The organism is Sphingomonas sp. BE138 (assembly GCF_031456125.1).
GTDB lineage: Bacteria > Pseudomonadota > Alphaproteobacteria > Sphingomonadales > Sphingomonadaceae > Sphingomonas.
Genome location: NZ_JAVDUC010000013.1, coordinates 17,589 through 42,322 on the forward strand (window position 1 = coordinate 17,589; position 24,734 = coordinate 42,322).

Sequence of the window (24,734 nt, forward strand, 5' to 3'; positions counted from 1 at the left end):
ATCAGAGTAGAAATCGCGCCGCCTATAGATGGCGCGCATCGGCCGGTAAAGCAGACCGCCCCAGAGCCGATGCCGATGTGCTCAGCAAGGCGGCGCCAATCACGATCACGGCCATGATCATCGGGGTTCGTGCGGGATAGTCGAAGGCGCTTGCCGCCAGAACCAGCAGAAGCATCCCCGATCCGATGCGACCCAAGGTGACATCGAACGATGGCTTTACGCGCCAGACCTTGATGCTGGCCACTCCCCACCAGACGACCGCTGCTGCGAGCAGCAACAAGCCTGGAAGCCCCGTGTCGAGCGCGATCTCCAGGAAGTCATTATGCGCATGGTTGAAATAGGTAAGCTTCAGAAGTTCGAAAGGTTCGTGCATCCGGAAGATCGGATCGAACCCGCCTACGCCCGATCCGACGGGTAAGTATTCGCGAATCATGTCGAGCACGACGGGGCGGCCGCGGCCCCGCATGTCCTGCCCGATGTCGACCGCGAACAGGCGATCGATGGCGCTGGCACGATTGGCGGCTACGCTTGCCAGGATCGCGGCGGCGAGCAGCGCGACGAAACCGGCCAGCGCGGCCGGCAAAAGCCAGCGTGGCATTCGTCGCGCAGCGCGTCGCAGACCACCATATCCTGCCGCTAGTCCGATGACGACCGCGATCGCGGCGAGCCCCAGCCCGGCGCGCGAACCGGTCGCCAGCGTGACCAGCGCGAGCAGCAGCATCAACCCACCGCCCGCCGCGATGCGCCACATCGGGGCACCGCGTCCGTTGAAGACCCAGCCGGGCACGAGCAGCAGGCCGACGGCCAGAAACAGCGCGAAATGGTTGCGGTTGGCGAAGTTGCCGCCCACCATGCCGACGGTTTCGTTGATCAGCGGATTGTCGAAGCCCGCACCAATGAACTGCAGTAACCCCAGCAACGCCGCGGCGACGATCATCGCGAGCAACGCGGCTGGGAGATACTGTCGATCATCGGGCGACGCGATGGAAAAGAGCGCGACGACCGCGACCGGTACGATCAGCGAGCCCAGCGCATTGACCGCCGCACCCGGGACGATCGCCAGCGGTCGCCACGGTTGGGCCGTGGCTCCCTGAATTGCCTGCGTCAGGATGCCGCGTCCCGGCAACGCCTGCCAGACGCCCGGCGGCAGCGGCACAAGGTGCAACGCCACGAGCGCCAGAATGGCGCCAAGGAGCAGGAGGACCGGGCGGATTGCCGCAAGCCGTGGTCGCGGACCGACAAGTGCCGCGACGATGAGGACGATGGTCGCGGTTGCCCGGACGATGATCTGACCGGCTTCATCCCCGCGCGAGGCCCCGCCCGCGAGCCACAAAGCGCCCATGAGAGTAAGGGACAGCACGGCGGCGAGGCCCGGCCGATAACCGGAAGAAGCGCGAGAGACCGACATTGACGCGCCATAGGCGATCAGGCGTGCGATGCACAATGATCGCGGGGATCACTCCGCTCAATGCGTTGCCGGGCCATGTCGCGCAGGTGGCGGCTGGACCAAAGCAGCGCGGTCGGATAGGCGGCGGTGGATTTGGCCGGACGTCGGGCGCTGAAGCACGAGGGCCATCAGACGAAAGAGGGTTTATGGCTTCGCGCAAGACCGCGCTCATCACCGGTGTTACTGGCCAGGACGGTGCTTATCTGGCACGGCTGCTACTGGACAAGGGCTATGTCGTCCATGGTCTGAAACGCCGCTCTTCGTCGTTCAACACCGGCCGCATCGAAGACATCTATGAGGATCCCCACGCGACCGATCCTTCCTTTCATCTCCACTATGGCGACATGACGGATTCGACGGCGCTGATCCGTCTCGTCCAAGAGACGCAGCCCGACGAAATCTACAACCTGGCGGCGCAGAGCCATGTCCAGGTCAGCTTTGAAACGCCAGAATATACCGCCAATGCCGATGCCATCGGAACGCTCCGGCTGCTCGAGGCGATTCGTATCCTGGGAATGGAGAAGAAGACTCGCTTCTATCAGGCGTCGACGTCCGAACTCTACGGCCTGGTTCAGGAAGTACCGCAGCGCGAGACGACACCTTTCTATCCGCGCAGCCCGTACGCGGCCGCTAAGCTCTATGCCTATTGGATCACGGTCAATTACCGCGAGGCCTACGGGATGCATGCCACCAACGGCATCCTGTTCAATCACGAAAGTCCCCTGCGTGGCGAGACGTTCGTCACCCGCAAGATTACCCGCGCGGCTGCTGCGATCGCGCTCGGGCGGCAGAAGATGCTTTATCTGGGCAACCTCGATGCGCAGCGTGACTGGGGGCATGCCCGCGAATATGTCCAGGGCATGTGGATGATCGTTCAGGCCGACAAGCCCGACGATTACGTGCTGGCGACGGGCGAAACCACGCGCGTCCGGACCTTCGTCGAATGGGCGTTCGAGGATGCCGGCATAGGTCTGCGCTGGGAAGGCGAAGGAGTTGACGAAAAGGGTTATTGCCGCGACACAGGTCGCCTGCTCGTCGCGATCGATCCGCGCTATTTTCGTCCTACCGAGGTCGAGTTGCTGATCGGCGACCCGACTAAGGCACGCGAGCAGCTGGGCTGGCAGCATCGGACATCGCCGCGCGAGCTGGCGCGCGAGATGGTCCAAGCGGATCTGCAGATCATGCGCGACGCGCCGATCGGCAAGGGCGCCTGACCGTCACAGACATGATCGAGCAGGCGAACATGGGCGATACATTGCACCCGACACGACGCGTTTGGATCACCGGCGGCAACGGCATGGTGGGTCGAAACCTGCGCGAACATGCGCGCGCGCGCAGCTGGGAGGTATTGTGCCCGCCGCGATCGGAACTCGACCTCGCCGATGACGGCGCCGTCGCGCGGTTCGTCCGCGATCACCGCCCCGATCTAGTCATCCACGCCGCGGGACAGGTGGGCGGCATCCAGGCCAATATCGCCGATCCCGTGGGCTTTCTCGTCCACAATCTCGATATCGGGCGCAACGTCATCATGGCGGCGTTCGAGGCAGAGGTGCCCGCACTCCTCAACCTGGCCAGTTCCTGCATGTATCCGCGCAACCGCGACCATGCGCTTCGCGAAAGCGACATCATGACGGGCGAGCTGGAGCCGACCAACGAAGGCTATGCGCTGGCCAAGATCGTCGCGACGCGGCTGTGCGACTATATCGTCCGGGTCCGCCCCTCCGCGGCTTATCGAACGCTGATCCCGTGCAACCTTTACGGGCGCCACGACAAGTTCGATCCCGCTGCCTCGCATCTGGTGCCCGCAATCATCGCCAAGGTCGACAAGGCCATGCGTGACGGCGAGGACGAGGTGGAGATCTGGGGCGACGGCTCGGCGCGGCGCGAGTTCATGTATGCAGCCGACCTGGCGGACGCGGTCTGGCGCGCCGCCGAGGATCCCGCCGCACTGCCGCAGATGATGAACGTCGGCGTCGGCGACGATCACAGCATTCTGGACTATTACCGCGCTGTGGCCGAAGTGCTCGGCTGGGCGGGCCGGTTCCGCTTCGATCTCGACCGCCCGGTCGGGATGCAGCGCAAGTTGAGCGATGTTAGCCGCCAGCGAGCGTGGGGGTGGTCCCCGCCGACGTCCCTTCGCCACGGCATCGCCGCCACCATCCGTTTCTATCAGCAGCAGGCGTGACCAAGATGACCAAGCAGTTCCCTCTCGCCACGTCGTCGTGGGACGAGGCCGAACATCAGGCGATGCAGGACGTCATTGCATCGGGGCAATTCTCGATGGGGCCGAAGGTCGCCGCGTGCGAGCAGGCGTTCGCCGATTATGCGGGCACCCGCTATTCGGTAATGTGCAATTCGGGGTCCTCGGCCAATCTGCTGATGATCGCCGCGCTTCGCTTCACGCAAAACCCTGCGCTGAGGCTCAATCCAGGCGACGAGGTCATCGTGCCGGCGGTGTCGTGGAGCACGACGTACAGCCCGCTGGCGCAATATGGACTGCACCTGCGGTTCGTCGACATCGACCTGGAGACGCTCAATTTTGACCTGGCCGCGCTGGAGGCGGCGATCACGCCGCGAACCCGCGCCATCTTCTGCGTGAACCTTCTTGGCAATCCCAATGATTTCGCTGCGATCGAGGCGTTGGCGACCCGATATGGGTTGATCGTGCTCGAAGACAACTGCGAATCGATGGGCGCAGCGTTCGACGGCCGTAAGACCGGCAGCTTCGGCGTGATGGGCAGCCAGAGCTGCTTCTTCTCGCACCATATCTCGACGATGGAAGGTGGCCTGGTCACCACTGACGACGAGGAACTCTATCATCTAATGCTGTCGCTGCGCGCGCACGGCTGGACGCGGCAGTTGCCGACGGAGAACCGCGTCGTCGGGCGCAAGGGGGACGACGCCTTCGAGGAATCATTCCGCTTCATCCTGCCCGGCTACAATCTGCGTCCGCTCGAGATGTCGGGCGCGATCGGCATCGCGCAGATCGCCAAGCTGCCGCACCTGATCGTGGAAAGGCGCCGCAACGGTGCGCTGTTGCAAGCGCGCATGGCGGATCATCCCGACGTCATGATCCAGAGGGAGGTCGGCGAGAGCAGCTGGTTCGGCTTCAGTCTGGTCATCCGGCCGGGCAGCAGCATGACGCGCGGCGCGTTGATGGCGCGGCTGGACGCGGCCGGGTTCGAGTATCGCCCGGTCGTCAGCGGCAATTTCGCGCGTAAGGAAGTCGTCCGCCACTTCGACCACAGCATCGCGGGCGAGCTAACGAACGCCGACCATGTCGACGCCCACGGCCTTTTCATCGGCAATCATCATTATCCAATTGACGAGGCGGTCGAGGCGCTAGCCGCGATTACCGCGAACTGAACAGCGCGCCGACGGTCGATCAGCCCGATCGTCGGCGTGTCACGGCACGCGCGGCCATGAAGACCCAGCGCTCCAGGATCGCGGCGGGAATATAGTCCTCGATCATGGCGGCCGCGCGTTCGGTTTGCACCCCTATGACGACGCCCTCGGAATTTTGATCGAGCAGGAACAGGCGTCGCGGCTGCAGCGACATGCAGCGTATGCCGTTGATGACCGTGCCCTGTCCGATAACCTTGATGCCCGACGGGCACTTGCGCGGATCGATGCCGATCAGGTTGATGGCCTCAATGATCTGCATCTGGTTGAACGTCAACAGCACGTCCGTCGCCGGCTTGTCGGCGGAGATGCCCTCGATGGCGAGATTGCGCAGACTGCCCCCGGGCGAGGAAAAGTAGCAGCAGCTGTCAGCGGTGAGATTGGTGAAGTTCGAATAGTTCGAATGGATCCAGAAGGCATAGGCGGAGGGGCCTGCATCGGTAACTTCAATGTCCCGAAAGCTATTGTAGGTGACGTCTTCGAACCCGGCGTCGCAGTAGATGCCGTAGCGGCTGACGCCCTTCGACACGGTGATGTTCTCGAAGCAAGAGCGGTACACCACTCCCGACAGCGCGAGACCTGTGCCGACATGGGTGATGTATAGGTCGCGTAGGACCGCCTGATGGATCGCTGCGCCCGTGCCGCCTGTCGACAGGCGGACGCCGTCGCACCGCGCGTCGCCCTCGCCGCCCGTGATCCTCAACCCGGCTAGGGCCGGCCCAATGACCGAATCCGTCGCGGTCGCGAGGATGTGGAGCACAGGGTGGCCGGGGCCGACAGCACCCTCGAGGACCGTATGCTCCACGCCATCGCCTTCGATGCAAATGCCGCGAGTGATTTCAAGGGTCCGGGCGATTCGGTATCGGCCGGCGGGGATGCGCAACCGCGATCCGGACCGCGACGCCGCGGCGATAGCGCGCTGGAAGGCGCCGCTGTCGTCGGTCCGGCCGTCGCCCCTGGCGCCGAACTCGCCGACGCTCAGAACGGCGACGTGCCGGGACGCGGATGGGGTGTTCATCGATCCGTTCTTCGCGGTGCCGGCACCAAGCGCCAAGCCCTGCACAAGTATCCGTCTCGACAGCGTCGGTTCGTCATTAGTCATGTCGCCCCTATCCGCCAGCTTGCGTGCAGGTGACAATGCCGCTCGTCGCAGCGACGGCTGCCGTCATCGCGATTGACTGGCCTTCACCCCCATTGTAGCAGCGGGACCGCTTACCGAAGGCACAGCATGCCGGTTGCAACCAAGCAAGAGTGCCGACGATCGCGCTATGAGATGCTCAGGAACGTCCGCTAGGCTCGCCGCATACGGCGGCGGATCCGGGCGAAACATCGATCCGGTCGCATGAACGTCGTCGTTCGGACGCATGGCGGGCTGGGTAACCAGCTGTTCCAGTTGTTGTACGCGCGCCTGTACGCGCGTGCGCATGGCGCCAGCCTTCGCGAGGTGCACGACCTGCGTTATGCCCATGCCTTCGCCCGCAGCCACGAGCTGACGCCGGCACCTCCCCCGTCCTTGCCCGCGAACGCGATCTCCGCACTTCGGATACCGAAGGTCGTCACGCGACTAGGGTGCCGTCGCGATGTCGTGACAGTGTTCGGCACCGCCTATATCGATGGCTATTTCCAGCGGTTGGCCGATTATTCCGCGTTCGACCGTTTGCTGCTGCGCGCCGAACTGCTGCGAATTCGTGAAGAGTTGCGCGTTGCTCCAGCACCGGCGGGGGGATATGGCGTCCACCTACGGTTGGGGGATTTCTTCCGGTCGGAGCAGGCAGTCGCGGAGCACCTTTCCGGTCGGTTGAAGACGCTGCCGCACGGTGCGGGCATCGTGACGAATGAGGAGGCACGGCTGGAGCATCCGGTCGTCGCCGGAATCCTTGCTGATGCCGACGCCACCGTCATTCCGACCGGGCACATGACCGCCGAGCAGGTGCTGCGCACGCTCGCGGGTTTCGCGGTGGTCGACGGCAACGACAGCACGCTGCTGTTCTGGGCGTCGGTCCTCTCCGGCATGGCGTGCGACTATCGCAATGCCGAATTGCGTGTGCTTCGAGATTTCTTTCTCAAGGTGCTGACCGGAAACGGTGACCGATGAGCGATCGGCCTGCGGTCAACATCGTGCATCGCCACGGGACGGGATTATTTGCGCCGCATTTCGACCGCGACCGCGATGGTTTTGACGTGTACGAAAACGGCGACCCTGCGCGCGAATGGGATCTTCTGATCGTCTTTGAGGCCCTAGGCTACGGCGCGACGTACCGGGTGCGAACCGGCGGGACGGTATTTATTTCGGGCGAACCCCCTGAGATCAGCCGTCATGCGGCGCGGTTTCTCGCACAGTTCGACGCAGTCTTCTGCGCACAAGCGCCGGACCGGGTGGCGCCGCGCGTGTCCCGGGAGCAGCACTTCAACAATTGGCATTTCGGATACCATCGCGAAAGCGCGCAGTACCGGCTCGATCACCGAACGATCGCGGATTTCGCTCCCCCGGCCAAGACCCGCGATCTATCCACCATTACCTCCAATCTCAACTATCTGCCGATGCACATCCGCCGCAAGGCGCTGGTGGGTCGCCTGTCGCAGGAATTCGCCGGACAAATTGACGTGTTTGGGCGACCGCATCGGTTCGTGGAATATAAAGAGGACGCGATCCTCCCGTACCGCTTTCACCTGTGTGTCGAGAATTGCTCATTTCCCGGATTGTGGACCGAGAAGATAGCGGACGCTTTGCTCGGCTATGCGGTTCCGATCTATGCCGGATGCCCGAACATCGAGGAATATTTTCCTGGGGCTGTCATCAGCATTGATGTCGATGACCATGCGGCAGCCCGTCGTACCGTCGAGGCCATCCTGACGGACGGCGAGGCGACCTATGCACGGTATTTCGAGGCACTCGTCAGGGCGCGTCGGCGATTGATCGAAGATTTCGATATCTCGACGTTGATCGGAATGGAGCTACGTCACGTCGCGTCGGCGCCGTTCCGCTCGTGCCGCCTGCGGCCCGAAGCGGACCTGCCCATGGCGCGGATGCGCGACCTGGTGGCGCGCATCCGGCGCAAGGCGGTCGCGGCGGCGTGGCGCGCGAAGGTGAACCGGCGTGGATGACGCGCAGGCACCGCTGTTGTCGATCATCGTCCCGGTTTACGGTGTCGAGGATTTTATTGGCGATTGCCTCGACAGCATCCTCGACGCGTCGGAATTTGGCGATCATTGTCAGCTGGTTCTCGTCGACGACGGGTCGACCGACGCCAGCATGGCCATCGCCGAGGCGCGCTGCGCCGGTCGAGACAATGTCGTCATCGTGCGGCAGTCGAACGGCGGGTTGAGTGCCGCGCGCAACACTGGGCTGCGGCATGCTGGCGGCCGGTACGTCTGGTTTGTCGACAGCGACGACGAGATCTGCCCGTATGCGATCGCGACCTTGGCGGCGTGCATCCGTCGCTTCGCGCCCGACGTGATCGCGTTTGAGTTCGAGACGCTGGGCGGATCGCTGGAACGCGCGCCCTATCTCGCCACGTACGACATGCCGGTCGATCCGATCGACTTCCTGGTATCGGGGCGGCCGCCGAGCCCGGTGCAATTCTACGTCTTCTCGCGGGCGTCGATCGACCGTGCCGGGCTGTCGTTCGAGCCGGGCATCTACCACGAAGACGCGCTGTTCACGCCGCAGGCGCTGGTCGGCGCGACCTCGCTCGTCCGGCTGCGCGACACCTGCTATCGGTATCGGCTGCGCGCCGGATCGATCATGTCGGTCAGCCGCCCGGACAAGCATCTGTCTGATATGCTGTACATCGCCGAGCGGCTGGGATTGCTCGCAAGGGCCCGCCCGGTCGGCAGCGCGGCGCGACGTGCGCTCGCCCGCGAAGTGGGTTATGCGCTGGCCGCTGCACGTCATTACGCCGCCCGGATCACGTCGGCAGGACGCGGCACGATCGCGTCCCGGTCGCGCATCCTGGCGGCAGGTCATCTGTGGTGGCGGTATTTTCCGCCGCGAGTGTTCGTTAACTATCTGCGGCTGCTCGGATTGTTCCTCCCGCTTCGCCGCGGCAAGGCACAAGCATGACGCTGGCCTTCATTGTCTATTTCGGGTTGATGGTGACGCTGGCGGCGTGCTGGGCCCGGCCAGCGTGGCTGGCAACCGCGGCCCCGTGGGCGACGGCTCGCGCCGGGACGCAGGCCGCGCTTCTGTCGATCATCATCTTCACGGTCGTGATCGGCGGCCGCTACGATGTCGGCGGCGATTTCTTCGGTTACATCGATTATTATCGATACGCTTCGCTCGACGATCGCGCGAGCGACGTCGCGTACGAGCCGGGGTTCCTGCTGCTCATCCAGCTCCTCAAGACCTTCCATCTGCCCGACCGATCGATTATCGTCGCCAGCAGCTGCATACAGGTCACGTTGCTGTCGTTGTGGCTGAGAAAGCACCCGCAGATATCGCCGTTCGTACTCTTCTCGGTCGTGGCGCTTCTGCTACTCGATATCGACAACATCGTCCGACAGGGAATTGCGTTTTTCGCGATCCTGCTGGCGTTGTCGGAGTTAAACGAGAGAAAGTGGATCAAGTTCTTTCTTTCGGCGCTGTTCGGTTACATGTTCCACCGAAGCGCCATCATCATTCTTCCGATCTCGGCGGTGATGCTGTTCGCTCGGGTTCCGTCCGTCGCTATTCAGATGACGATCCTGGCCCTCAGTTACGCGCTGACGAACTTGTTTTTTGACCGCGTGATTGGGATATTTGTCTATCTCTCGCCAATATTCGGGTATTCGTCCTACTCGGATATTAATCGGGCCGATTTGGCATTCGCAAAATCGACAGCTGACTCGTTCCAGATTGCTGCGTACCTGTGGCCGATTTTGGATGGCCTGATTATTATTTATTCTAAAGTTGTTAGTGAACGATACCGCGCTATGGGCTATGGATATTACCATCTGTTCTTTCTTGTCGCGGCGTTCCTGCAGCCTGTTGCCAATTCCTGGGACTTTCTTCCATTCTCGCGCGCTCTTTTCTATTTCGTCGCTATGCGCGCGGTTTGCATTGGCTTCATGCTTCACTATTGTCTAGCCGAGGGAAGGGCGACGCGTGATTTGGTGGTCGGTTTCGGCACGTCGTTCGTTCTGATGGCCTGGCTAGCGGTTGCGGTCGCACGGGGAGCCGCATGGAGTGCTCCCTATCAGTTTTTCTGAGGAACCATGGCCGGTCGTCTCCGTGTTCTCGTGCTCGCCTATATGATCTCGCCCCGGCGCGGCACCGAGTTCGCCGTGGCTTGGAACTACGTGCAGGTCATGCGCCGCCATTGCGACCTGACGATCCTGTACGGATCGGCAGGGGAGCATATGGGGCAGTATGACGACTTCACCGAGCCGACCTTCATCGATCGGCATCCCGACGGGGACGTCGAATTCCGCTTTGTCCCCGAGCCACCGCTGGCGCATCGTCTGAACGCACTGAACCGGCGCGGCTTCCTGACGTACAGCTTCTATCTGGCCTATCGCGCCTGGCATCGCGCCGTGCTCGACCACGCCCGTCGGCTGGTCGCCGAGCGGAAGTACGACCTGATCCACTACGTCGGCCCGATCGGCTATCGCGAGCCGGGCGACCTGTGGAGGCTTCCGCTGCCGTATGTATGGGGTCCGATCGGCGGCGCGACCAGCTTCCCGTGGCGCTTCAGGAGCGGTATGTCGTCCAAGGGCCTGGTGCGATTGATGATACGATCGGCCGGAAACGCGCTGCAACTGCATGTCGGCCGGCGAGTCGACCGGGCGCTGCACCGCACCGACGTGCTGCTCACCGCGACGACCGAGAACCAGACGATCTTCCGGCGGCTGAAGGGAGTCGATTCGATCTATCTCCCGGAGAACGGGATCGATGGTGACATTCGCCTCAACGGCACCAAATTTCCGATCGACTGCGTCAGGATCGTGTGGATCGGTTCGCTCGAGGCGCGCAAGGGACTCACCCTGCTGTTGCAGGCGGTCGCCAGGATGCCCGATCGACGCGGCCTGACGATCAACGTCGTCGGAGACGGCCCCGACCGCACTGCCTTGCAGAAGCAAGCGATGGAGACGGGGATCGCCGAGCATATCGTCTGGCACGGTCGTGTGCCCCGCACGACCGTGATGACGTTGCTGGACGACGCTCACCTCCACGTCATCACCGGGTTGAACGAGGCGAATACCACGTCGGTGTGGGAGGCGTTGGGGCGCAGCGTGCCGGTCCTCGCGCTCGACCATTGCGGGATGCACGATGTGGTCCAGCCGCCATACGGGATCCGAGTGCCGTTGATCGATGTCGAGGGCACGATCAATGGGATTGCCGTTGCGCTTCGATCCTTGGTCGACGACCCCGCGCGGTTAGAGGCGATGGCGCGGTCCTGTGCCGCTGCCTGCGAGCGCTTCAGGATCGAGCATCGAGCGCCGGTACTCCTCGACGCTTATCAGACCGCCATCACCCGCTTCCATGGCCGGGGTGCTACGTCATGAAGAGGGACTTCGTAGGACTGATCGGCGCGCGTGGCGCCAAGCTGATCGTCGGTTTGGCGACAATGTTCGTCTATGCGCGCATGTTTGGCGTGAGCGCCACATACGATGCATGGATATGGTCGCTGGGCATTGTCAATGCGATCGGCATGATGCTGTTCGGCCCGATCACCGAAACGATCCGGGCGAGCTACGCGGCAACCGAGCACCGAGAGGGCAGGGAGTCCGCAGAACAATATCTGGCGACCATCGGCATCATGATGATCGGGACCGCGACCGTCATGACGATCGTAGCGAGCGTCCTGTTGCCAATGGTCGCAACGGACCCCAACGGCGATCGGACGGTCCATGCCCAAGCATCGACCGATTTTCTGCGTATCATGGCGCCCTCGTTGATTCTTTCGCAGATGGTGACCGTGCTCACCGCGCATCTGAACTGCCAGGGGCGCGTGTACCCGCCGGAGATCGCGGGCATCGTCGGTGGTGGCGCCGGCGTGCTGTTCATCACGCTATTTCCTCACCTGCCGGCGGTGTGGCTGCTGCCGGGAAGCTATTACATCGGGCTGGCGGCACCATTGCTGATCCGGGCGTCGTTCTGGATCGACCTGGCGCGGTCCGCGGCCCTGCTTGATCGGGCGGTGTTCCGCCGCCATGCCCGCGGGGCCATGGCGTTCTCGTTGCCACTGCTGTTGCCCTATGCGCTGGGGCAGGCCAGCGGCCTGATCGAACGACAATATGCGCTATGGGCCGGAACGGGGGTCCTCGGGGTGCTGAGCTACGCCTTATTCGCCCGAAATACTATACAGGCGGTATTTACGGCCGCGCTCTCGGCAATGGCAGTGCCGACGCTGGCCCGCGCATGGAGCCCCGACGACCGGTCCGCCTTTCGTGAAGTAGCCAGGCAGTGGATCCATCAATGCCTCCTGTTGCTGACACTGGGATCCATCGTACTGTTCGGCCTGTCCGACCTGCTGACGGCGCTCCTGTTCGGCAACAAGATCGCCCTTTCGGCACAGTGCATGCTCGGTGAGATGCTGCGATATTATGCCGTGGCGATGATATCGGTCATTCTCTATCTGCTTGGTGGCTCGATGTTGCTCGCGGCGCATAAGGGAAAGACGTATTCGATCCTCGGCGCAGTGGCGAGCGTCCTGTCGATCCTGTTGCTGGTTGCCGGCTTTCCGGTGATCGGCATCCTCGCCATTCCCGTTGCGCTGGGGATTAGCCATGCGGTGGCAGCATGGATGATGTTCAACACGGTGGACCGAGCGGACGGATCGGCGGTCGTCGGACAGGCCGCGGTGCGTGCCGCAGTGATCGTCGCGGCAGGATCGCTGATCCGGCTGATCGATCGTGCTGCGCTCGTGCACCTTGGGTACCTTTCCGGGCGGATCGCACTCAGTCTTGGCATGGCAGGTCTTCTTTGCGGTGCCTGGTGGTGGTTCGATCGTTCGGGACCGCGACGCGCCGTGGCGATCGGATAAGTCGATGAGCAATCCCGGTTCCCGCGTCCTTCTTCTGCACTGTTTCGACGCTTATGCCGGCGCGCAGCGCATCGGCGCCGCCATCGTAACCCAGTTGCGCGCACGCGGCGTCGATGTCGACGTGAAGCTCGGTTTTGGTACGCGCGGCTTTCTCTCGGATCTGCCCGGCGTCTCCGCCGACATCGGCAGCAACCACATCCCGACGCGCAAGCTGATCTACCCGCTTTGGTCGCTGGCCGCGCTGATCCCGGTCGCATGGAGCGCCGCGCGTGGGCGAACCATCTGGATCAACGCCGTCTATGCATTGTTACCGGCTTTGCTGGCGACCATGTTATTTCCTCACCGGACGGTGATTCATCTGCACGAGGCGGCGTTTCCACGAATATTTCACGATATTCTCAAACTTGCGGCGTGGCGCGGTGCCACGATTGTATGTGTTTCAAAAGATCAGGCCAGCCGCGTGGGGGTCGAAGCGTTAGTTCTTCCTAACCCGGTGCCGATACCGGCGGTGGATACGCCTTCACGCCGGAACCGTCTGCTATTCATCGGTACCACGCAAGCGATCAAGGGCTTTTCGCTCTTCATCGAAGTCTGCGAACGTCTTCCCGATATCGATTGCGAGGTGACGGCCTATCTGTCCGACGAGGATCGTTGCGACACCGCGTTGGTCGCGCGTGCGCGCCAAGCCGGCATCGGCGTGATCTTCGGCGAGCGTTCTCCCGATGCCATGTATGCAGACGGGTTCCTGGTGCTGGTCTGCACGGATCCTGCATTGTGGACGGAGACATTCTCGCTTGTGGCGGCCGAGGCGGTGGCGCATCTCGTCCCAGTTGCAGGACCGGGCATCAGCGTCCTTCCGGAAGTCGTGGGCGAGGCACTTGCTTTCGACGAGCCCGACCGCGATCCGGCTCGTATCGCCGCCGACATCGTCAGCCTGCGCGAAGCGCCGGAGCGGCATGCGGCCTTGCGGCGCGCGTGTGCCGCACGGCGGCCGCATCTCTCGACGACGGCCTTCACCCACCGTCTTCTTGCCCTTCTTTCGTGATTGGAACATTCCTGATGCGCGACCGTCCCGTTGCGATTGTTGGCACCGTCGGTGTTCCCGCCCGCTATGGCGGCTTCGAGACGCTGGCCGAGCAATTGTGCGCGCATGTCCAACCCGAAGACGTGACATTTATCATCTATTGCGAGCGTCGAAGCTATCCGGTGGGCGAGCGGACCAGTGAATTCCTGCGACATCGCCGCGTGTTCCTGCCGCTGCGCGCGAACGGCGTGATGAGCCTATTCTACGACGCCCTTGCGCTGCTCCATGCGACGATGATCGCCCGGGTCGCGAACATCTACCTTCTGGGCTACTCCGGTGCCTGGCTTCTGCCGCTGCTCCGGCTCCTGCGGCCGAGCGTCAACTTTATCGTCAATGTTGACGGCATGGAGTGGCGGCGCGACAAGTTTTCGCGCTCCGCCAAGAGGTTGCTGAAAGCGTTGGAATATCTTGCGGCCCGATGGGGAAACACGATCATCGCCGATAACGCCGCACTCGCCAACCTCTTCCAAAAGCGGTATCGCCGCGCCCCCGTCGTAATCGCTTATGGTGGTGACCACACGCTGGTTGCCGGATCGTCACCCGAAATGGCTGGGAGACACTATCTGGCGATCGCGCGGATCGAACCCGAAAACAACACCCTCGCCATTCTAGAGGGCTGCCGCCTGGCCGGCGTGCCGCTCGCCTTTGTCGGCAACTGGTCGGCGAACGATTATGGCCGCGATCTGCGCCGGCGCTATGGCAACGAGCCCGGCTTCACGCTCCTCGACCCGATCTACGCGCAGGTACAATTGGACCCATGGCGGCGGCAGGCGATCGGTTATATCCATGGCCACAGCGTGGGGGGCACCAATCCGTCACTCGTTGAGGCGCTGTTCCATACTGACTATCTGCTGAGCTTCAATTGCAGCTTCAACAGAGCGTCGCTGTTTGATGCGGGTGAGTATTTCGTCGATGCACCAACGCTTGCCGCGCGTCTGAGACGGCCGCCGGTGCCGATCCCGGCAGCGCAACTTCGGTCATTGCGCGACCGATACCGATGGTCGCAGATCGCCGCCGACTATTGCGCCTTGCTGAAGTGACGAGCCTATCTCGCGCCATGCCCTGACACCATGATCGCCGCCGTGCGTAGGGCGATGAGAATATCCAGCCAAAGAGAATAGTTTTTGACGTAGTAGAAGTCGAGGTGCAGCTTCTCCCGGATCTGCTCGACATCGGTGACGTGGCCCTGGTTGACCTGCGCCCAGCCGGTCAGGCCCGGCTTGATGATGTGCCGGTAATGGTAGAAAGGTATCTCTGCCTCGTACCATCGACTGAGCGATATGGCTTCCGGGCGGGGGCCGATAAGGCTCATTTCGCCCTTTAGGATATTGTAGAGCTGCGGCAGCTCGTCGAGCCGCGATCGCCGCAGGAAGCGACCGAAGCGGGTGATCCGGCCGTCGTCGTTTTTGGTCATGGCGCTTTGCCGCGAGCGCTCCTCGTCCTGCTCGGGTGGGACGACGCGCATCGTCCTAAATTTATAGACGGTAAAAGGTTGCGCCCGGAAGCCGGTGCGCTGCTGCCGGAAGATCGCCGGCCCCGGCGAATCGAGCCGTATCGCAATGCCGATCATCAACAGGATCGGCATTGCGATCACTAGCATCGCCAGCGCGGCGGCGACATCGAGAATGGACTTGATCTTCAGCAGCACCGCGTTGGGATTGAGCGACCCCAATGTGTTTTCCGAAATATGCTTGATCTGAACTTGGCCGGTCATCTGTTCCAGTGCAGGACGCACGTCATAGACGGGGACGCCGTTCAGGACCCAGCGTGTGATCGCCGTCTCCCATTCCGCATCATGTGCGTGATGCAGATCGACGACGATCGCATGAATCGACTTGCCGCAATCCTGACCGGGACTGGCGATCGGCTGCCACACGACCCGTGGGACGAGCGGCAGCGCGTCGGCCTGTCCCCCGGGAACATAGGCAAAGACGAGATTGCGATACCGTTCAACCTTCAGGTGGATGAAGAGCAGGACTACGATTGAAAGGACGAAGCACGTCGTCAACTGCCATCGGCTGTAATCGATTCGCAGTAAGACGAGCAGGGCGGTCAGCGTCCCGAAGGTCGCGATCATTGAGGTGATAACATAGCCACCCGCCGAAATTCCAGGGAAGACAAGAAGTCGGCGGTAGGCAAAATATCCCATGATCAGCGCGGCGGCGCCACCTAGGATCGTCGCATATTGTGTGGTGACGTAGAAGGGAATTTTAAAGACATACTGCTGTACGATCGTTGGAAGGACGACCGCAGCGATAACAAGCATCAGGACTTGATAGCGCAGGCGGCCGAGCATCTTGAACGTAAGGGATTCCCGCGCTTTCGCGAACGTGCTCACTCCGAATTCCCCTGGAGGCGACCGCAGCATGGATGCGGGTATGGCGGAAGCGGTCGCCCGCGCACCCGATATGATCGTGGATCGGCAGCTTCGTTCTCTCATGCGAGCGCCGAGAGCGTGTCGATGCTTTCTCTATCTCTTGCTGTTCTTGACGGTGTTGCTGCCCAACAGGCGTTGCTTGAGGCGAACGAGTGCTGGTGCGATGGCGGCGACGCCGCGCTTCACCACGCTCGCATCGGAGGGCTGCCACTTTGTGGTGGTGGACAGCTCGGCGAGCTTCGCTTCGTCATGTTCCAGCGAATAGGCATAAGCCGCGATCGAATTTCGGAAGTTTCCGTCGGGAAAGGCCGTCTTCTTGTAACCGTGAAGCGTGTGATCCTTGGTGAGCATCAAGACGCAGCGATTGTACAAGGGCGCAATGGCGCGGCTTTCGCCGGTTTCTGCGTTCGTCAGATCGAGCGACCCAAGGTAGTCGGGTTGCCAATCCTTGTTCATATACAGCAGGATATTGAGTTCGCGCACCCACTGCGGTTCGCCCGGATGGCGCCCGAAATCGGCATGCATATCGAGAAACGAGCCGCTTCCCCCACGGTGAACTCCACCGCCGGTGAAGTGCGCATCGACGAATAGCGGCTTGCCGTACATTTCCGTCAATGCGGCCGCAAATTCGCCGGACAGGAGGAAGCGTTTAAATTCGGCACCATACGGGCCGATTTGCTCGAGCGCAGGAAACTCGAACTTATTTTTGGCGAAGATGTAGTCGTTTGACTGGTTAAGGTCCTTGATCGAGAGGATCTCGCGATGGAGTTGATCCGCGAAGTCGGCCGGTAGGAAATCGTCGATGATCACGACCGGGAATGGTCGCGCAGAGTGGAAATTCCGCGCCGACATTGCAGCGTGCATGTCATCCGATATCCGCAGGGCGGGAGCTGCGGCCATGGTGCCCGATGATCCAGTCATTCCGGTGTGTCTCACGCTTACGATGCTGTAGCGCGAATATCGACATTGTATCGGTCTGGCTAGGCTTGGATGCCCGATGCCGATGGATTGAACCACGGACCTCTGCCCACCATCACGATGTGCTCGACTTGTGATCGTGTGGGGTCGTCGTGTAAACATCATTGACGGTGGTATGCCGTCGTGATCGGCCTAGTGGTCTGTGCCACTGTTGACGAGTTGGCCGGTCGCGCCGCTCAGGGTTTGCGGCGAATCGACCAGATCACGTTCGCCAGCGCAGTGAGGATCGCGGCCACCGCCAGCAGCATCGGCGTGTCGATCGTCATGACTCGACTCCTTTCCTGACGCCCTTTCAGCAGGTTAGGTCGATGTAGGACAGAACAAAAACGGAACATATGCGGATGATGCCGGCTTCTGTCACCGCTCGGGCGTCGAACATCGCCCGGACGCACCCCTCCCCGGGGGGGGGGGGTGGGGAGCCTAGCACTCCGTCGCCAGCGCCTTGACGCGCGCCGCGTCCATCCCCCCGCCGCGCGCCGCGCAGACGCGCCCGTGCGCGTCGGTCGCCAGGCTGAACGGCAGCCCGGCGGTGCGCGCCATCGCGTCGGCGCGGTAGCGGCGTTCCTCGCCGGCGGGGGGCGTCCAGCGATAGCCGGCGGGGACGCCGCGCCACATCGCCGCGGCGCGTGGCCCCTCGTCGACCATGAACACCCGCACCGCTCGCGGGCGCGCGCCTGCGGCGATCGCGTCGAGCCGCGCCAGCTCGGCATGGCACGGCGCGCACCACGGCGCGACCAGCAGCAGCACGCTGTCGGGCGGATAGCGCACGTCCGGCGCCGCGGCGGCGGGAAGGGCGGGCGCGGCCGCCGCGGCGCATAGCAGGACCGCCGCCCGGATCGGGCCACGACCCCCCTCGACAGCACGCGCGCGCCATGATGTGTTCGCGGCAGCAACGGGAGGGTCCATGTCGATATCTTTGCTCGCGCTGGCGCTGGCCGGTCAAGCCGCCGCGCCCGCCGCTACGTCGGCGGCGCCGCCCCCGGCCCAGCAGAGCGCGCAGGCGCGGTTCGATGCCGCCAGCCAGGCCGCGGCGGACGGGCGCTGTGCCGAGGCGGTGCGCGGCTTCGCGACGCTGGCGGGCAGCCGCAACCCGCTGCTCGCCGCCACGGTCGACGTGCGGAGCGGCACGTGCCTGATCGACCTGGGGCGCGGTGCCGAGGGCAAGGCGGCGATCCTGCGCGGGCTGCCAGTGCTGGCCGCGAAGGGCGAGGCGTTTTCGGGCGACGTATACGACGCGCACATGGCGCTCGGCCGGCTGGCGCAGCGCGACCTCGACTATGATGCCGCCGCGCGCGCCTATACCGCGGCCGCCGCGCAGCTGAAGGATGCCGGGCGTATCCCCGCGCTGCTACGGATCGCGCAGGTGACGCTGTTCGACCATGACGGCCGCGCGCTGGCCGCGACCGACGAGGCGTTGCGGCTGGCGGAAGGATCGCCCGAGCTCGGCAGGAAGAACCTCGCCGCGATCCAGACGATACGTGCGCGCGTCCTGCTGAACGAGGGGCAGTTCAAGGAAGCCTATGCGCTGCTGAAGAACAGCCTGTCCAAGCAGGGCGGGCTGACCAACAAGGTCACGGCATCGGACATCGCGACGCGGTCCGACCTGGCGATCGCGGCGCTGAAGAACAACGACCGCGACCAGGCGCGGCTGTACCTGGCCTATACCGGCGCGGGGCGGGTGGAGAACACGCCCTTCACCAGCTCCGCGGCGATGGCCCCGCCGACGTGCGGCGACGGCGGGCTGACACCGGCGGACGAGGCGATCGTCGAATTCTCGCTGGAGGAGGACGGCCACGTCTCGGGCGTGGCGCCGATCTACGCCACCGGCGGGCGCGACAAGGCGATCGCCTTCGCGCGCGCGGTCGGCGACTGGTCGTGGCGCGCCGAGGACGCCCGCAAGATCCCGCCGCTGTTCCGCTATACGACGCGCGTCGAGCTGCGCTGCGTGAAGGGCGACCGCGCGCCGGAGCTGGTCGCGCCGCTGGCGGAGGCGACGCAAGGCTGGCTGGCGGAGAAGGGTGCGGGCACGCCGGCGTGGGCGGAACTGTCCCCCGCCGCGGCGCTGCCGCTGCAACGCGCCGCGCTGGCGGCGGCGACCGCCCGCGGCGACCGGGCGAAGGCGGCGCAGGCCGCGCTCGCGCTGGCGGGTAATCCGGTGGTGACGCGCGAGGAGCGGCCGGCGTTCTTCGCCGACGCGACGACCGCGGTCGAGGCGCTGGGCGCGCCGGCGCCGGTGCGCGGCTATCTGGCGATCGAGGGCGGCGAGCTGCCCTACGGCAATGTCGAGAAGGAACGCGCGGGGCTGCGCACGCTGCTGGCGCGCCCCGATCTCGCGACCGACCCGCTGACCGCCGCGACCCTCCGGCTGCTGATCGCGCAGCCGCGCGAGCGGAAAGGACCGCCCGCCGACGCCGCGGTGCTGCTGGGGCAGGTGAGCGACGGCGGCGCGCTGCCCGAGCGGCATCCGCTGCGCATCGCCGCGTTGCTGGCGGAGGCCAATGTCGTCGCGGCGAAGGGCGACGTGGCGGGTGCGCGCGCGGTGTTCGACCGCACCGGGCTGACGTCCGAGCAATGCGCGATGATCGGGCTGACCCCGGCGATGAGCCGGCTGGGCACCGGCGCGAACGACTTCCCGCAGGAGGCGCAGCGGATGGGGTTCGAGGGCTGGGTGCGCACCGCCTTCGACATCGCGCCCGACGGGCGGACGGTCGCACCGCGCGTGGTGATCGCCTACCCGCCGTTCGTCTTCGACGAGGCCGCGAACGGCATCGCGCGCGGCACCCGCTACACCAGCACCTTCCGCCCCGAAGGTGCGCTGGCCTGTTCGGGCGAGCAGCAATCGGTGCGCTTCCTGCTGCCGGGCAGCCGGCCGCCGTCGTCGTAAGGGGAAGCGGCGAGAAGCGGGATCGTGTCGCCGGGCGCGATGGCGGCGCGCGCCTGGCGATCGTACGGGGTTAATGCGACGACAATCTTCCGGTGTTATTCCAGTGCCGTATTGCCCGGGAGACATCGTTGCGTATCGACGAACTGGAACCGACGCCGATCAACGCGGCGCCGCTCGAAATCCCTGCGGCGCTGCTGGAAAGCGTCCATCGGCATCAGGCGCATCTCGCCGCGCTGGTGTCCAGCCTGCGGGCAGCGGGCGTTGATGAGGCGACCGTCGAGGCGAGCATTCGCGGACTGGTCGACAGCTACGCCGACGAACTCACCCGCGCCGTGCGCGAGATGATCAAGGGCGATGATCGTGGGTGAGGCGCCGTTCGACGACGAGGCGAGGCTCGCCGCGCTTCAGCGGCTGGCGATCCTCGATACGCCGATCGAGCAGCCGTTCGAGAAGATCGTCACGCTCGTGCGGACGGTGCTGGCCGTGCCGATCGCAACCGTGACGCTCGTCGACCGCGACCGGCAGTGGTTCAAGGCGAAGCGCGGCGTCGAGGCGAACGAAACGCCGAGATCGGTGTCGTTCTGCACCCACACCATCCAGCAGCGCGATCCGTTGGTCGTTGAAGACGCCGAGGCCGATCCCCGCTTCGCCGACAGCCCGCTGGTCGCGGGGCCGCCGTTCATCAGGAGCTACGCCGGCGTCCCCTTGCGTACCCCCGACGGCCATAACGTCGGCTCGCTGTGTGCGATGGACACGCGACCGCGCCGCTTCAGCCCGGCGGACATCGGCATCCTGTCGAACTTCGCCAATATTGTGTGCGACGAACTCGAACTCAGGCTGATCGCGCAGTCCGATCATCTGACGGGTACGCTGACCCGCCGCGGCTTCGTCGAGCAGGTGGAGCGCGAGATCGCCCGTTCGACGCGGTACAGCCGCCCCGGCTCGCTGATCATCCTGGACCTCGACGATTTCAAGTCGATCAACGACGGCCATGGCCACGCCGTCGGCGACGCGGTGCTTCGCCATGCGGCGGATGTGATCAAATCGACGATCCGGCCCAGCGACGTGCTCGGCCGGCTGGGCGGGGAAGAGTTCGGCATCCTTCTTCCGGAAACCGGGGAGCGCGAGGCCAGCCTTGCGGCGGAACGCATACGGTACGCCATCGATGCGCATCGCGTGCGGGTGTCGGACGGCCTGTCCCTGCATGTCACCGCCAGTCTGGGCGTGGCGGGACTGACCGCGGGTGTGACCGCGTTCGCGGACTGGCTGCAGGCGGCGGACTCCATGCTCTACGCCGCCAAGCAGGCCGGGCGGAATGCGGTGCGGCCCAGTTAGGTCGACCGACATCCAGGCCAGCGACCCCGAATGACTCTCGCCGTCATCCCCGCCTGCGCGGGGATGACGAAGACGGCGAGGCGGGCCTGACGCGCCCGATCGTGCTACCGTGCGTTCCACCCGCCATGACCACGCTGATCCCGGTGCTGGGCGACCAGCTTTCCCACACGCTCGCCTCCTTGCGCGACGTCGACCGCGGCGACGCGGTGGTGGTGATGATGGAGGTGTGGGACGAGGCCACGTACGTCCGGCACCACAAGAAGAAGATCGCGCTGATCTTCGCCGCGATGCGCCATTTCGCCGAGGAATTGCGCGGGCAGGGCTGGACGGTCGATTACGTCGCGCTCGATGCGGACGGCAACACGCACAGCTTCACCGGCGAGGTCGCGCGGGCGGCCACGCGCCACCGTGCGAGCGCGATCCGCGTCGTGGCGGGCGGGGAGTATCGCGTGCGGCAGGCGCAGGACGCGTGGGCGGCGGAGACGGGGGTGCCGGTCGAGATCCTGGAGGACGACCGTTTCGTCTGCCCGCTGCCCGATTTCTACGCCTGGGCGCAGGGGCGGCGCGAGCTGCGGATGGAGTTCTTCTATCGCGACATGCGGCGGCGCACCGGCCTGCTGATGACCGCCGACGGCCAGCCCGAGGGCGGCAAGTGGAACTACGACCACGACAATCGCGACACGCCGCCGCGCGGGGTGAACTATCCCGCCCCCGAACGCTTCGCGCCCGATGACGTCACCAGGGAGGTGCTGGCGCTGGTGGGCCGGCGCTTCGCCGCGCATTTCGGCGACCTCGAACCGTTCGCGCTGCCGGTGACGCGCGCGCAGGCGCTGGCGGCGCTCGACCATTTCGTCGCCGCCGCGCTGCCCGACTTCGGGCGCTATCAGGACGCGATGGTCGCGGGGCAGGACTATCTCTTCCACAGCAGCCTGTCGCTGTGCCTCAACCTCGGGCTGCTGGGAGCACTGGAGGTGTGCGAGGCCGCGGTCGCCGCCTACGATCGCGGCGACGCGCCGCTGAACGCGGTCGAGGGGTTCGTGCGGCAGATCATCGGCTGGCGCGAATATATGCGCGGCATGTATTGGTGGGACATGCCCGCGTTCGCGCAGCGCAACGCGCTGAAGGCGGTGCGGCCCTTGCCCGATTTCTACTGGACCGGCGACACCGACATGCGCTGCCTGGCCGAAAGCGTCGGGCAGACGAAGCGCGAGGCCTATGCGCATCATATCCAGCGGTTGATGGTGCTCGGCAATTTCGCGTTGCTGGCCGGCGTCGATCCGGCACAGGTGTCGGACTGGTTCCTGGTCGTCTATTTCGACGCGTATGAATGGGTCGAGCTGCCCAACGTCGTCGGCATGAGTCAGTTCGCCGACGGCGGGATGATCGCGTCCAAGCCGTATGTGTCGAGCGGGGCGTATATCGACCGCATGTCCGATTATTGCGGGCGCTGCGCCTATGACGTGAAGAAGAAGACCGGCGCGGGCGCGTGCCCGTTCAACGCGCTGTACTGGGACTTCCTGGCGCGGCACGAGCGGCGGTTCGCCGGCAACCCGCGGATGCGCAACATGTACGCGACGTGGGGGCGGTTCCCGCCGGAGAAACAGGCCGAGTATCGGGCGAGCGCGGCGGCGTTCCTCGATGCGCTGGTGCCGGCGGGCGAGGGGTGGGCGCGTCAGTCGCCCGCGGCGGTCGCCAGATAACGCGGTGCCGTCCGCGCCGGCGCGCGCTGCTCATAGGCGTAACCCGCCGCCAGTACCGCCGCGTCCTGCCCGCGCGTCGCGATGAACGACAGCCCGACCGGCAACCCGCGCACCAGCCCCATCGGCACGGTCAGGTGCGGATAGCCCGCGACCGCCGGCAGCGTCGATGCCGAGGGGCCGTCATATTGGTCGCCGTACACCGGATCGCTCAGCCACGCCGCGTCGTATGTCGGCGCCACCAGCAGCGTCGCCTTCGCCGCCGCCAGCATCGCGTCGATCCCCTGCGTGCCCGCCAGCCGCCGCGAGGTGGCGCGCGCCGCCTTGTAGGCGGGATCGTCGAGGCCCTTCGTCGCCTCGGCCGCCTCGAACGTTTCCTGCGCGAAGAACGGCATTTCCTGCGCGGCGTGCGCGCGGTTGAAGGCGATCACCTGTGCCAGCGTGCGCGTCGCGACCGCCGGCGGGGTGGTGGCGAGATAGGCGTTCAGGTCCGCCTTCAGCTCGGTCTGGAGCACCAGCAGCTCGGCCTCGCCCAGTCTGGGCAGCTCGGGCATCGTCACCGCGACCGGCACCGCGCCCGCCGCGCGCAGCACGTCGACCGCCGCGTCGAAGCGCGCCGCGAGCTCCGGGCGCAGGTTCGCCGGGCGGATCACGCCGACGCGCACCCCCGCCAGCGCGCCGGCCTTCAGCCCTGCCGCAAAGCCGTGCGTGCCGTCGGTCATCGCGTCCAGCAACAGCGCGGCGTCGCGCACGCTGCGCGCCATCGGGCCGGGCGTGTCCTGGCTGTGGCTGATCGGCACGACGCGTTCGCCGCTGACCAGGCCGAGCGTCGGCTTGAACCCGACCAGCCCGTTGATCGACGACGGGCAGACGACCGAGCCGTCGGTCTCGGTCCCGACCGCAGCCGCCGCCAGGCTGGCCGCGACCGCCGCGCCCGAGCCCGAGGAGGAGCCGCATGCGGTTCGGTCGAGCGCGTACGGGTTGCGCACCAGCCCGCCCGCCGCGCTCCACCCGCTCATCGACCGGGTCGAGCGGATGTTCGCCCATTCCGACAGATTGGTCTTGCCGAGGATCACCGCGCCGCCCGCGCGCAGCGCGGCGACGAGCGGTGCATCGCGGCCGGTGACATTGGCGGCGAGCGCGAGGCTGCCCGCGGTGGTCGCCATCCGGTCCGCGGTCTCGATATTGTCCTTGATGAGCACCGGCACGCCGTGGAGCGGCCCGCGCACGCGCCCGGCCTTGCGCTCGGCATCCAGCGCCTTCGCCTGCGCCAGCGCGTCGGGGTTGAGCGCGAGGACGCTGTGCAGCGCCGGCCCCTTGCGGTCGATGGCGGCGATGCGCGCGAGATAGGCGCGGGTGAGGTCGACGCTGCTGGCCTTGCGCGCGGTCATTTGCGCCTGGAGCGTGTCGATCGACCGTTCCTCGACCGTCACGCGTTCGGCGGATGCCGCACCCGGCAGGACGGCCGCCAGCGACATCGCGAACAGGATCGGGGCGAACAGGATCGGGCGGCGCATCATCTTCCCCTCGAGCTTTCGAGGTACGATGCAGCGGCCGCCCGCACCG

Annotated in this window: 21 protein-coding genes; 15 read left to right on the forward strand and 6 right to left on the reverse strand. The window is 65.0% G+C overall.

Annotation, left to right across the window (positions count from 1 at the left end; translation table 11 throughout):
* Positions 1–22 precede the first annotated feature (22 nt).
* Entirely contained in the window at positions 23–1,408 is a 1,386-nt protein-coding gene (locus tag J2Y58_RS15270) for an O-antigen ligase family protein (RefSeq protein ID WP_310104779.1), read from the reverse strand.
* A 185-nt stretch (positions 1,409–1,593) separates the two neighbouring features.
* Here J2Y58_RS15270 and gmd point away from each other — a divergent pair, with 185 nt between their 5' ends.
* The 3 genes from gmd to J2Y58_RS15285 are packed head-to-tail and all read left to right on the forward strand — an operon-like array spanning position 1,594 to position 4,813.
* Positions 1,594–2,661 (forward strand): GDP-mannose 4,6-dehydratase, encoded by a 1,068-nt coding sequence (gene gmd, locus J2Y58_RS15275; RefSeq protein ID WP_310104910.1) that lies wholly within the window; start codon positions 1,594–1,596, stop codon positions 2,659–2,661.
* 29 nt (positions 2,662–2,690) lie between these two features.
* Complete coding sequence (locus J2Y58_RS15280) at positions 2,691–3,632, forward strand: NAD-dependent epimerase/dehydratase family protein (RefSeq protein ID WP_310104781.1); 942 nt, start codon at positions 2,691–2,693, stop codon at positions 3,630–3,632.
* Between the two features lie 5 nt (positions 3,633–3,637).
* Complete coding sequence (locus J2Y58_RS15285; protein ID WP_310104784.1) at positions 3,638–4,813, forward strand: DegT/DnrJ/EryC1/StrS family aminotransferase; 1,176 nt, start codon at positions 3,638–3,640, stop codon at positions 4,811–4,813.
* Between the two features lie 19 nt (positions 4,814–4,832).
* On the opposite strand, the gene J2Y58_RS15290 is transcribed toward J2Y58_RS15285, so the two are convergent.
* The gene (locus J2Y58_RS15290; RefSeq protein WP_310104786.1) at positions 4,833–5,951 is read right to left on the reverse strand and encodes a glycosyl hydrolase family 28-related protein; all 1,119 of its coding nucleotides are present in this window, start codon (positions 5,949–5,951) and stop codon (positions 4,833–4,835) included.
* Between the two features lie 240 nt (positions 5,952–6,191).
* Here J2Y58_RS15290 and J2Y58_RS15295 point away from each other — a divergent pair, with 240 nt between their 5' ends.
* From J2Y58_RS15295 to J2Y58_RS15330, 8 genes are read left to right on the forward strand one after another with little or no spacing between them, the layout of a single operon-like run.
* The gene (locus J2Y58_RS15295) at positions 6,192–6,944 is read left to right on the forward strand and encodes a hypothetical protein (protein ID WP_310104789.1); all 753 of its coding nucleotides are present in this window, start codon (positions 6,192–6,194) and stop codon (positions 6,942–6,944) included.
* On the forward strand, positions 6,941–7,954 hold the full coding sequence (locus tag J2Y58_RS15300; RefSeq protein WP_310104793.1) for a glycosyltransferase family 10 domain-containing protein: 1,014 nt from the start codon (positions 6,941–6,943) through the stop codon (positions 7,952–7,954). The genes J2Y58_RS15295 and J2Y58_RS15300 overlap by 4 nt, the downstream gene beginning before the upstream one ends.
* Complete coding sequence (locus J2Y58_RS15305; protein ID WP_310104798.1) at positions 7,947–8,912, forward strand: glycosyltransferase; 966 nt, start codon at positions 7,947–7,949, stop codon at positions 8,910–8,912. The genes J2Y58_RS15300 and J2Y58_RS15305 overlap by 8 nt, the downstream gene beginning before the upstream one ends.
* Complete coding sequence (locus J2Y58_RS15310) at positions 8,909–10,036, forward strand: EpsG family protein (protein WP_310104801.1); 1,128 nt, start codon at positions 8,909–8,911, stop codon at positions 10,034–10,036. The genes J2Y58_RS15305 and J2Y58_RS15310 overlap by 4 nt, the downstream gene beginning before the upstream one ends.
* Positions 10,037–10,042: 6 nt before the next feature.
* Positions 10,043–11,332 carry a glycosyltransferase family 4 protein gene (locus J2Y58_RS15315; RefSeq protein WP_310104804.1) on the forward strand — a complete coding sequence of 430 codons (1,290 nt, stop codon included), beginning with the start codon at positions 10,043–10,045 and terminating at the stop codon, positions 11,330–11,332.
* A complete protein-coding gene (locus tag J2Y58_RS15320) occupies positions 11,329–12,813 on the forward strand; it encodes a lipid II flippase MurJ (RefSeq protein WP_310104807.1) in 1,485 nt (494 codons plus the stop codon). The genes J2Y58_RS15315 and J2Y58_RS15320 overlap by 4 nt, the downstream gene beginning before the upstream one ends.
* 4 nt (positions 12,814–12,817) lie before the next feature.
* Entirely contained in the window at positions 12,818–13,858 is a 1,041-nt protein-coding gene (locus J2Y58_RS15325) for a hypothetical protein (protein ID WP_310104809.1), read from the forward strand.
* Positions 13,859–13,872: 14 nt separating this feature from the next.
* Positions 13,873–14,937: a DUF1972 domain-containing protein gene (locus J2Y58_RS15330; protein WP_310104812.1), complete on the forward strand. Its 1,065-nt coding sequence runs from the start codon at positions 13,873–13,875 to the stop codon at positions 14,935–14,937.
* Positions 14,938–14,942: 5 nt separating this feature from the next.
* On the opposite strand, the gene J2Y58_RS15335 is transcribed toward J2Y58_RS15330, so the two are convergent.
* The 3 genes from J2Y58_RS15335 to J2Y58_RS15345 form a co-directional block, all read right to left on the reverse strand.
* The gene (locus J2Y58_RS15335; RefSeq protein WP_310104815.1) at positions 14,943–16,235 is read right to left on the reverse strand and encodes an exopolysaccharide biosynthesis polyprenyl glycosylphosphotransferase; all 1,293 of its coding nucleotides are present in this window, start codon (positions 16,233–16,235) and stop codon (positions 14,943–14,945) included.
* Between the two features lie 132 nt (positions 16,236–16,367).
* The gene (locus J2Y58_RS15340; protein ID WP_310104818.1) at positions 16,368–17,174 is read right to left on the reverse strand and encodes a 2OG-Fe(II) oxygenase; all 807 of its coding nucleotides are present in this window, start codon (positions 17,172–17,174) and stop codon (positions 16,368–16,370) included.
* Positions 17,175–17,672: 498 nt separating this feature from the next.
* On the reverse strand, positions 17,673–18,158 hold the full coding sequence (locus J2Y58_RS15345; RefSeq protein WP_310104821.1) for a hypothetical protein: 486 nt from the start codon (positions 18,156–18,158) through the stop codon (positions 17,673–17,675).
* Between J2Y58_RS15345 and J2Y58_RS15350 the strand changes: the two genes are divergently transcribed.
* The 4 genes from J2Y58_RS15350 (at position 18,157) to J2Y58_RS15365 (ending at position 23,171) form a co-directional block, all read left to right on the forward strand.
* The gene (locus J2Y58_RS15350) at positions 18,157–20,136 is read left to right on the forward strand and encodes an energy transducer TonB (RefSeq protein ID WP_310104823.1); all 1,980 of its coding nucleotides are present in this window, start codon (positions 18,157–18,159) and stop codon (positions 20,134–20,136) included. The genes J2Y58_RS15345 and J2Y58_RS15350 overlap by 2 nt on opposite strands.
* A 128-nt stretch (positions 20,137–20,264) precedes the next feature.
* Positions 20,265–20,504 carry a hypothetical protein gene (locus J2Y58_RS15355; RefSeq protein ID WP_310104827.1) on the forward strand — a complete coding sequence of 80 codons (240 nt, stop codon included), beginning with the start codon at positions 20,265–20,267 and terminating at the stop codon, positions 20,502–20,504.
* Positions 20,491–21,471 carry a sensor domain-containing diguanylate cyclase gene (locus J2Y58_RS15360; protein ID WP_310104831.1) on the forward strand — a complete coding sequence of 327 codons (981 nt, stop codon included), beginning with the start codon at positions 20,491–20,493 and terminating at the stop codon, positions 21,469–21,471. The genes J2Y58_RS15355 and J2Y58_RS15360 overlap by 14 nt, the downstream gene beginning before the upstream one ends.
* Positions 21,472–21,596: 125 nt before the next feature.
* Positions 21,597–23,171 carry a cryptochrome/photolyase family protein gene (locus J2Y58_RS15365; protein WP_310104833.1) on the forward strand — a complete coding sequence of 525 codons (1,575 nt, stop codon included), beginning with the start codon at positions 21,597–21,599 and terminating at the stop codon, positions 23,169–23,171.
* Here J2Y58_RS15365 and J2Y58_RS15370 read toward each other — a convergent pair.
* On the reverse strand, positions 23,144–24,685 hold the full coding sequence (locus tag J2Y58_RS15370; protein ID WP_310104835.1) for an amidase: 1,542 nt from the start codon (positions 24,683–24,685) through the stop codon (positions 23,144–23,146). The two genes, J2Y58_RS15365 and J2Y58_RS15370, sit on opposite strands and share 28 nt — an antisense overlap.
* Positions 24,686–24,734 lie beyond the last annotated feature (49 nt).

Coding starts and splice junctions, on each gene's coding strand:
- J2Y58_RS15350 (WP_310104823.1), top strand. CDS start 18,157: ATGTCGATATCTTTGCTCGCGCTGGCGCTGGCCGGTCAAGCCGCCGCG.
- J2Y58_RS15325 (WP_310104809.1), top strand. CDS start 12,818: ATGAGCAATCCCGGTTCCCGCGTCCTTCTTCTGCACTGTTTCGACGCT.
- J2Y58_RS15370 (WP_310104835.1), bottom strand. CDS start 24,685: ATGCGCCGCCCGATCCTGTTCGCCCCGATCCTGTTCGCGATGTCGCTG.
- J2Y58_RS15285 (WP_310104784.1), top strand. CDS start 3,638: ATGACCAAGCAGTTCCCTCTCGCCACGTCGTCGTGGGACGAGGCCGAA.
- J2Y58_RS15290 (WP_310104786.1), bottom strand. CDS start 5,951: ATGACTAATGACGAACCGACGCTGTCGAGACGGATACTTGTGCAGGGC.
- J2Y58_RS15345 (WP_310104821.1), bottom strand. CDS start 18,158: ATGGACCCTCCCGTTGCTGCCGCGAACACATCATGGCGCGCGCGTGCT.
- J2Y58_RS15295 (WP_310104789.1), top strand. CDS start 6,192: ATGAACGTCGTCGTTCGGACGCATGGCGGGCTGGGTAACCAGCTGTTC.
- J2Y58_RS15300 (WP_310104793.1), top strand. CDS start 6,941: ATGAGCGATCGGCCTGCGGTCAACATCGTGCATCGCCACGGGACGGGA.
- J2Y58_RS15340 (WP_310104818.1), bottom strand. CDS start 17,174: ATGGCCGCAGCTCCCGCCCTGCGGATATCGGATGACATGCACGCTGCA.
- J2Y58_RS15280 (WP_310104781.1), top strand. CDS start 2,691: ATGGGCGATACATTGCACCCGACACGACGCGTTTGGATCACCGGCGGC.
- J2Y58_RS15360 (WP_310104831.1), top strand. CDS start 20,491: ATGATCGTGGGTGAGGCGCCGTTCGACGACGAGGCGAGGCTCGCCGCG.
- J2Y58_RS15310 (WP_310104801.1), top strand. CDS start 8,909: ATGACGCTGGCCTTCATTGTCTATTTCGGGTTGATGGTGACGCTGGCG.
- J2Y58_RS15270 (WP_310104779.1), bottom strand. CDS start 1,408: ATGTCGGTCTCTCGCGCTTCTTCCGGTTATCGGCCGGGCCTCGCCGCC.
- gmd (WP_310104910.1), top strand. CDS start 1,594: ATGGCTTCGCGCAAGACCGCGCTCATCACCGGTGTTACTGGCCAGGAC.
- J2Y58_RS15320 (WP_310104807.1), top strand. CDS start 11,329: ATGAAGAGGGACTTCGTAGGACTGATCGGCGCGCGTGGCGCCAAGCTG.
- J2Y58_RS15315 (WP_310104804.1), top strand. CDS start 10,043: ATGGCCGGTCGTCTCCGTGTTCTCGTGCTCGCCTATATGATCTCGCCC.
- J2Y58_RS15330 (WP_310104812.1), top strand. CDS start 13,873: ATGCGCGACCGTCCCGTTGCGATTGTTGGCACCGTCGGTGTTCCCGCC.
- J2Y58_RS15365 (WP_310104833.1), top strand. CDS start 21,597: ATGACCACGCTGATCCCGGTGCTGGGCGACCAGCTTTCCCACACGCTC.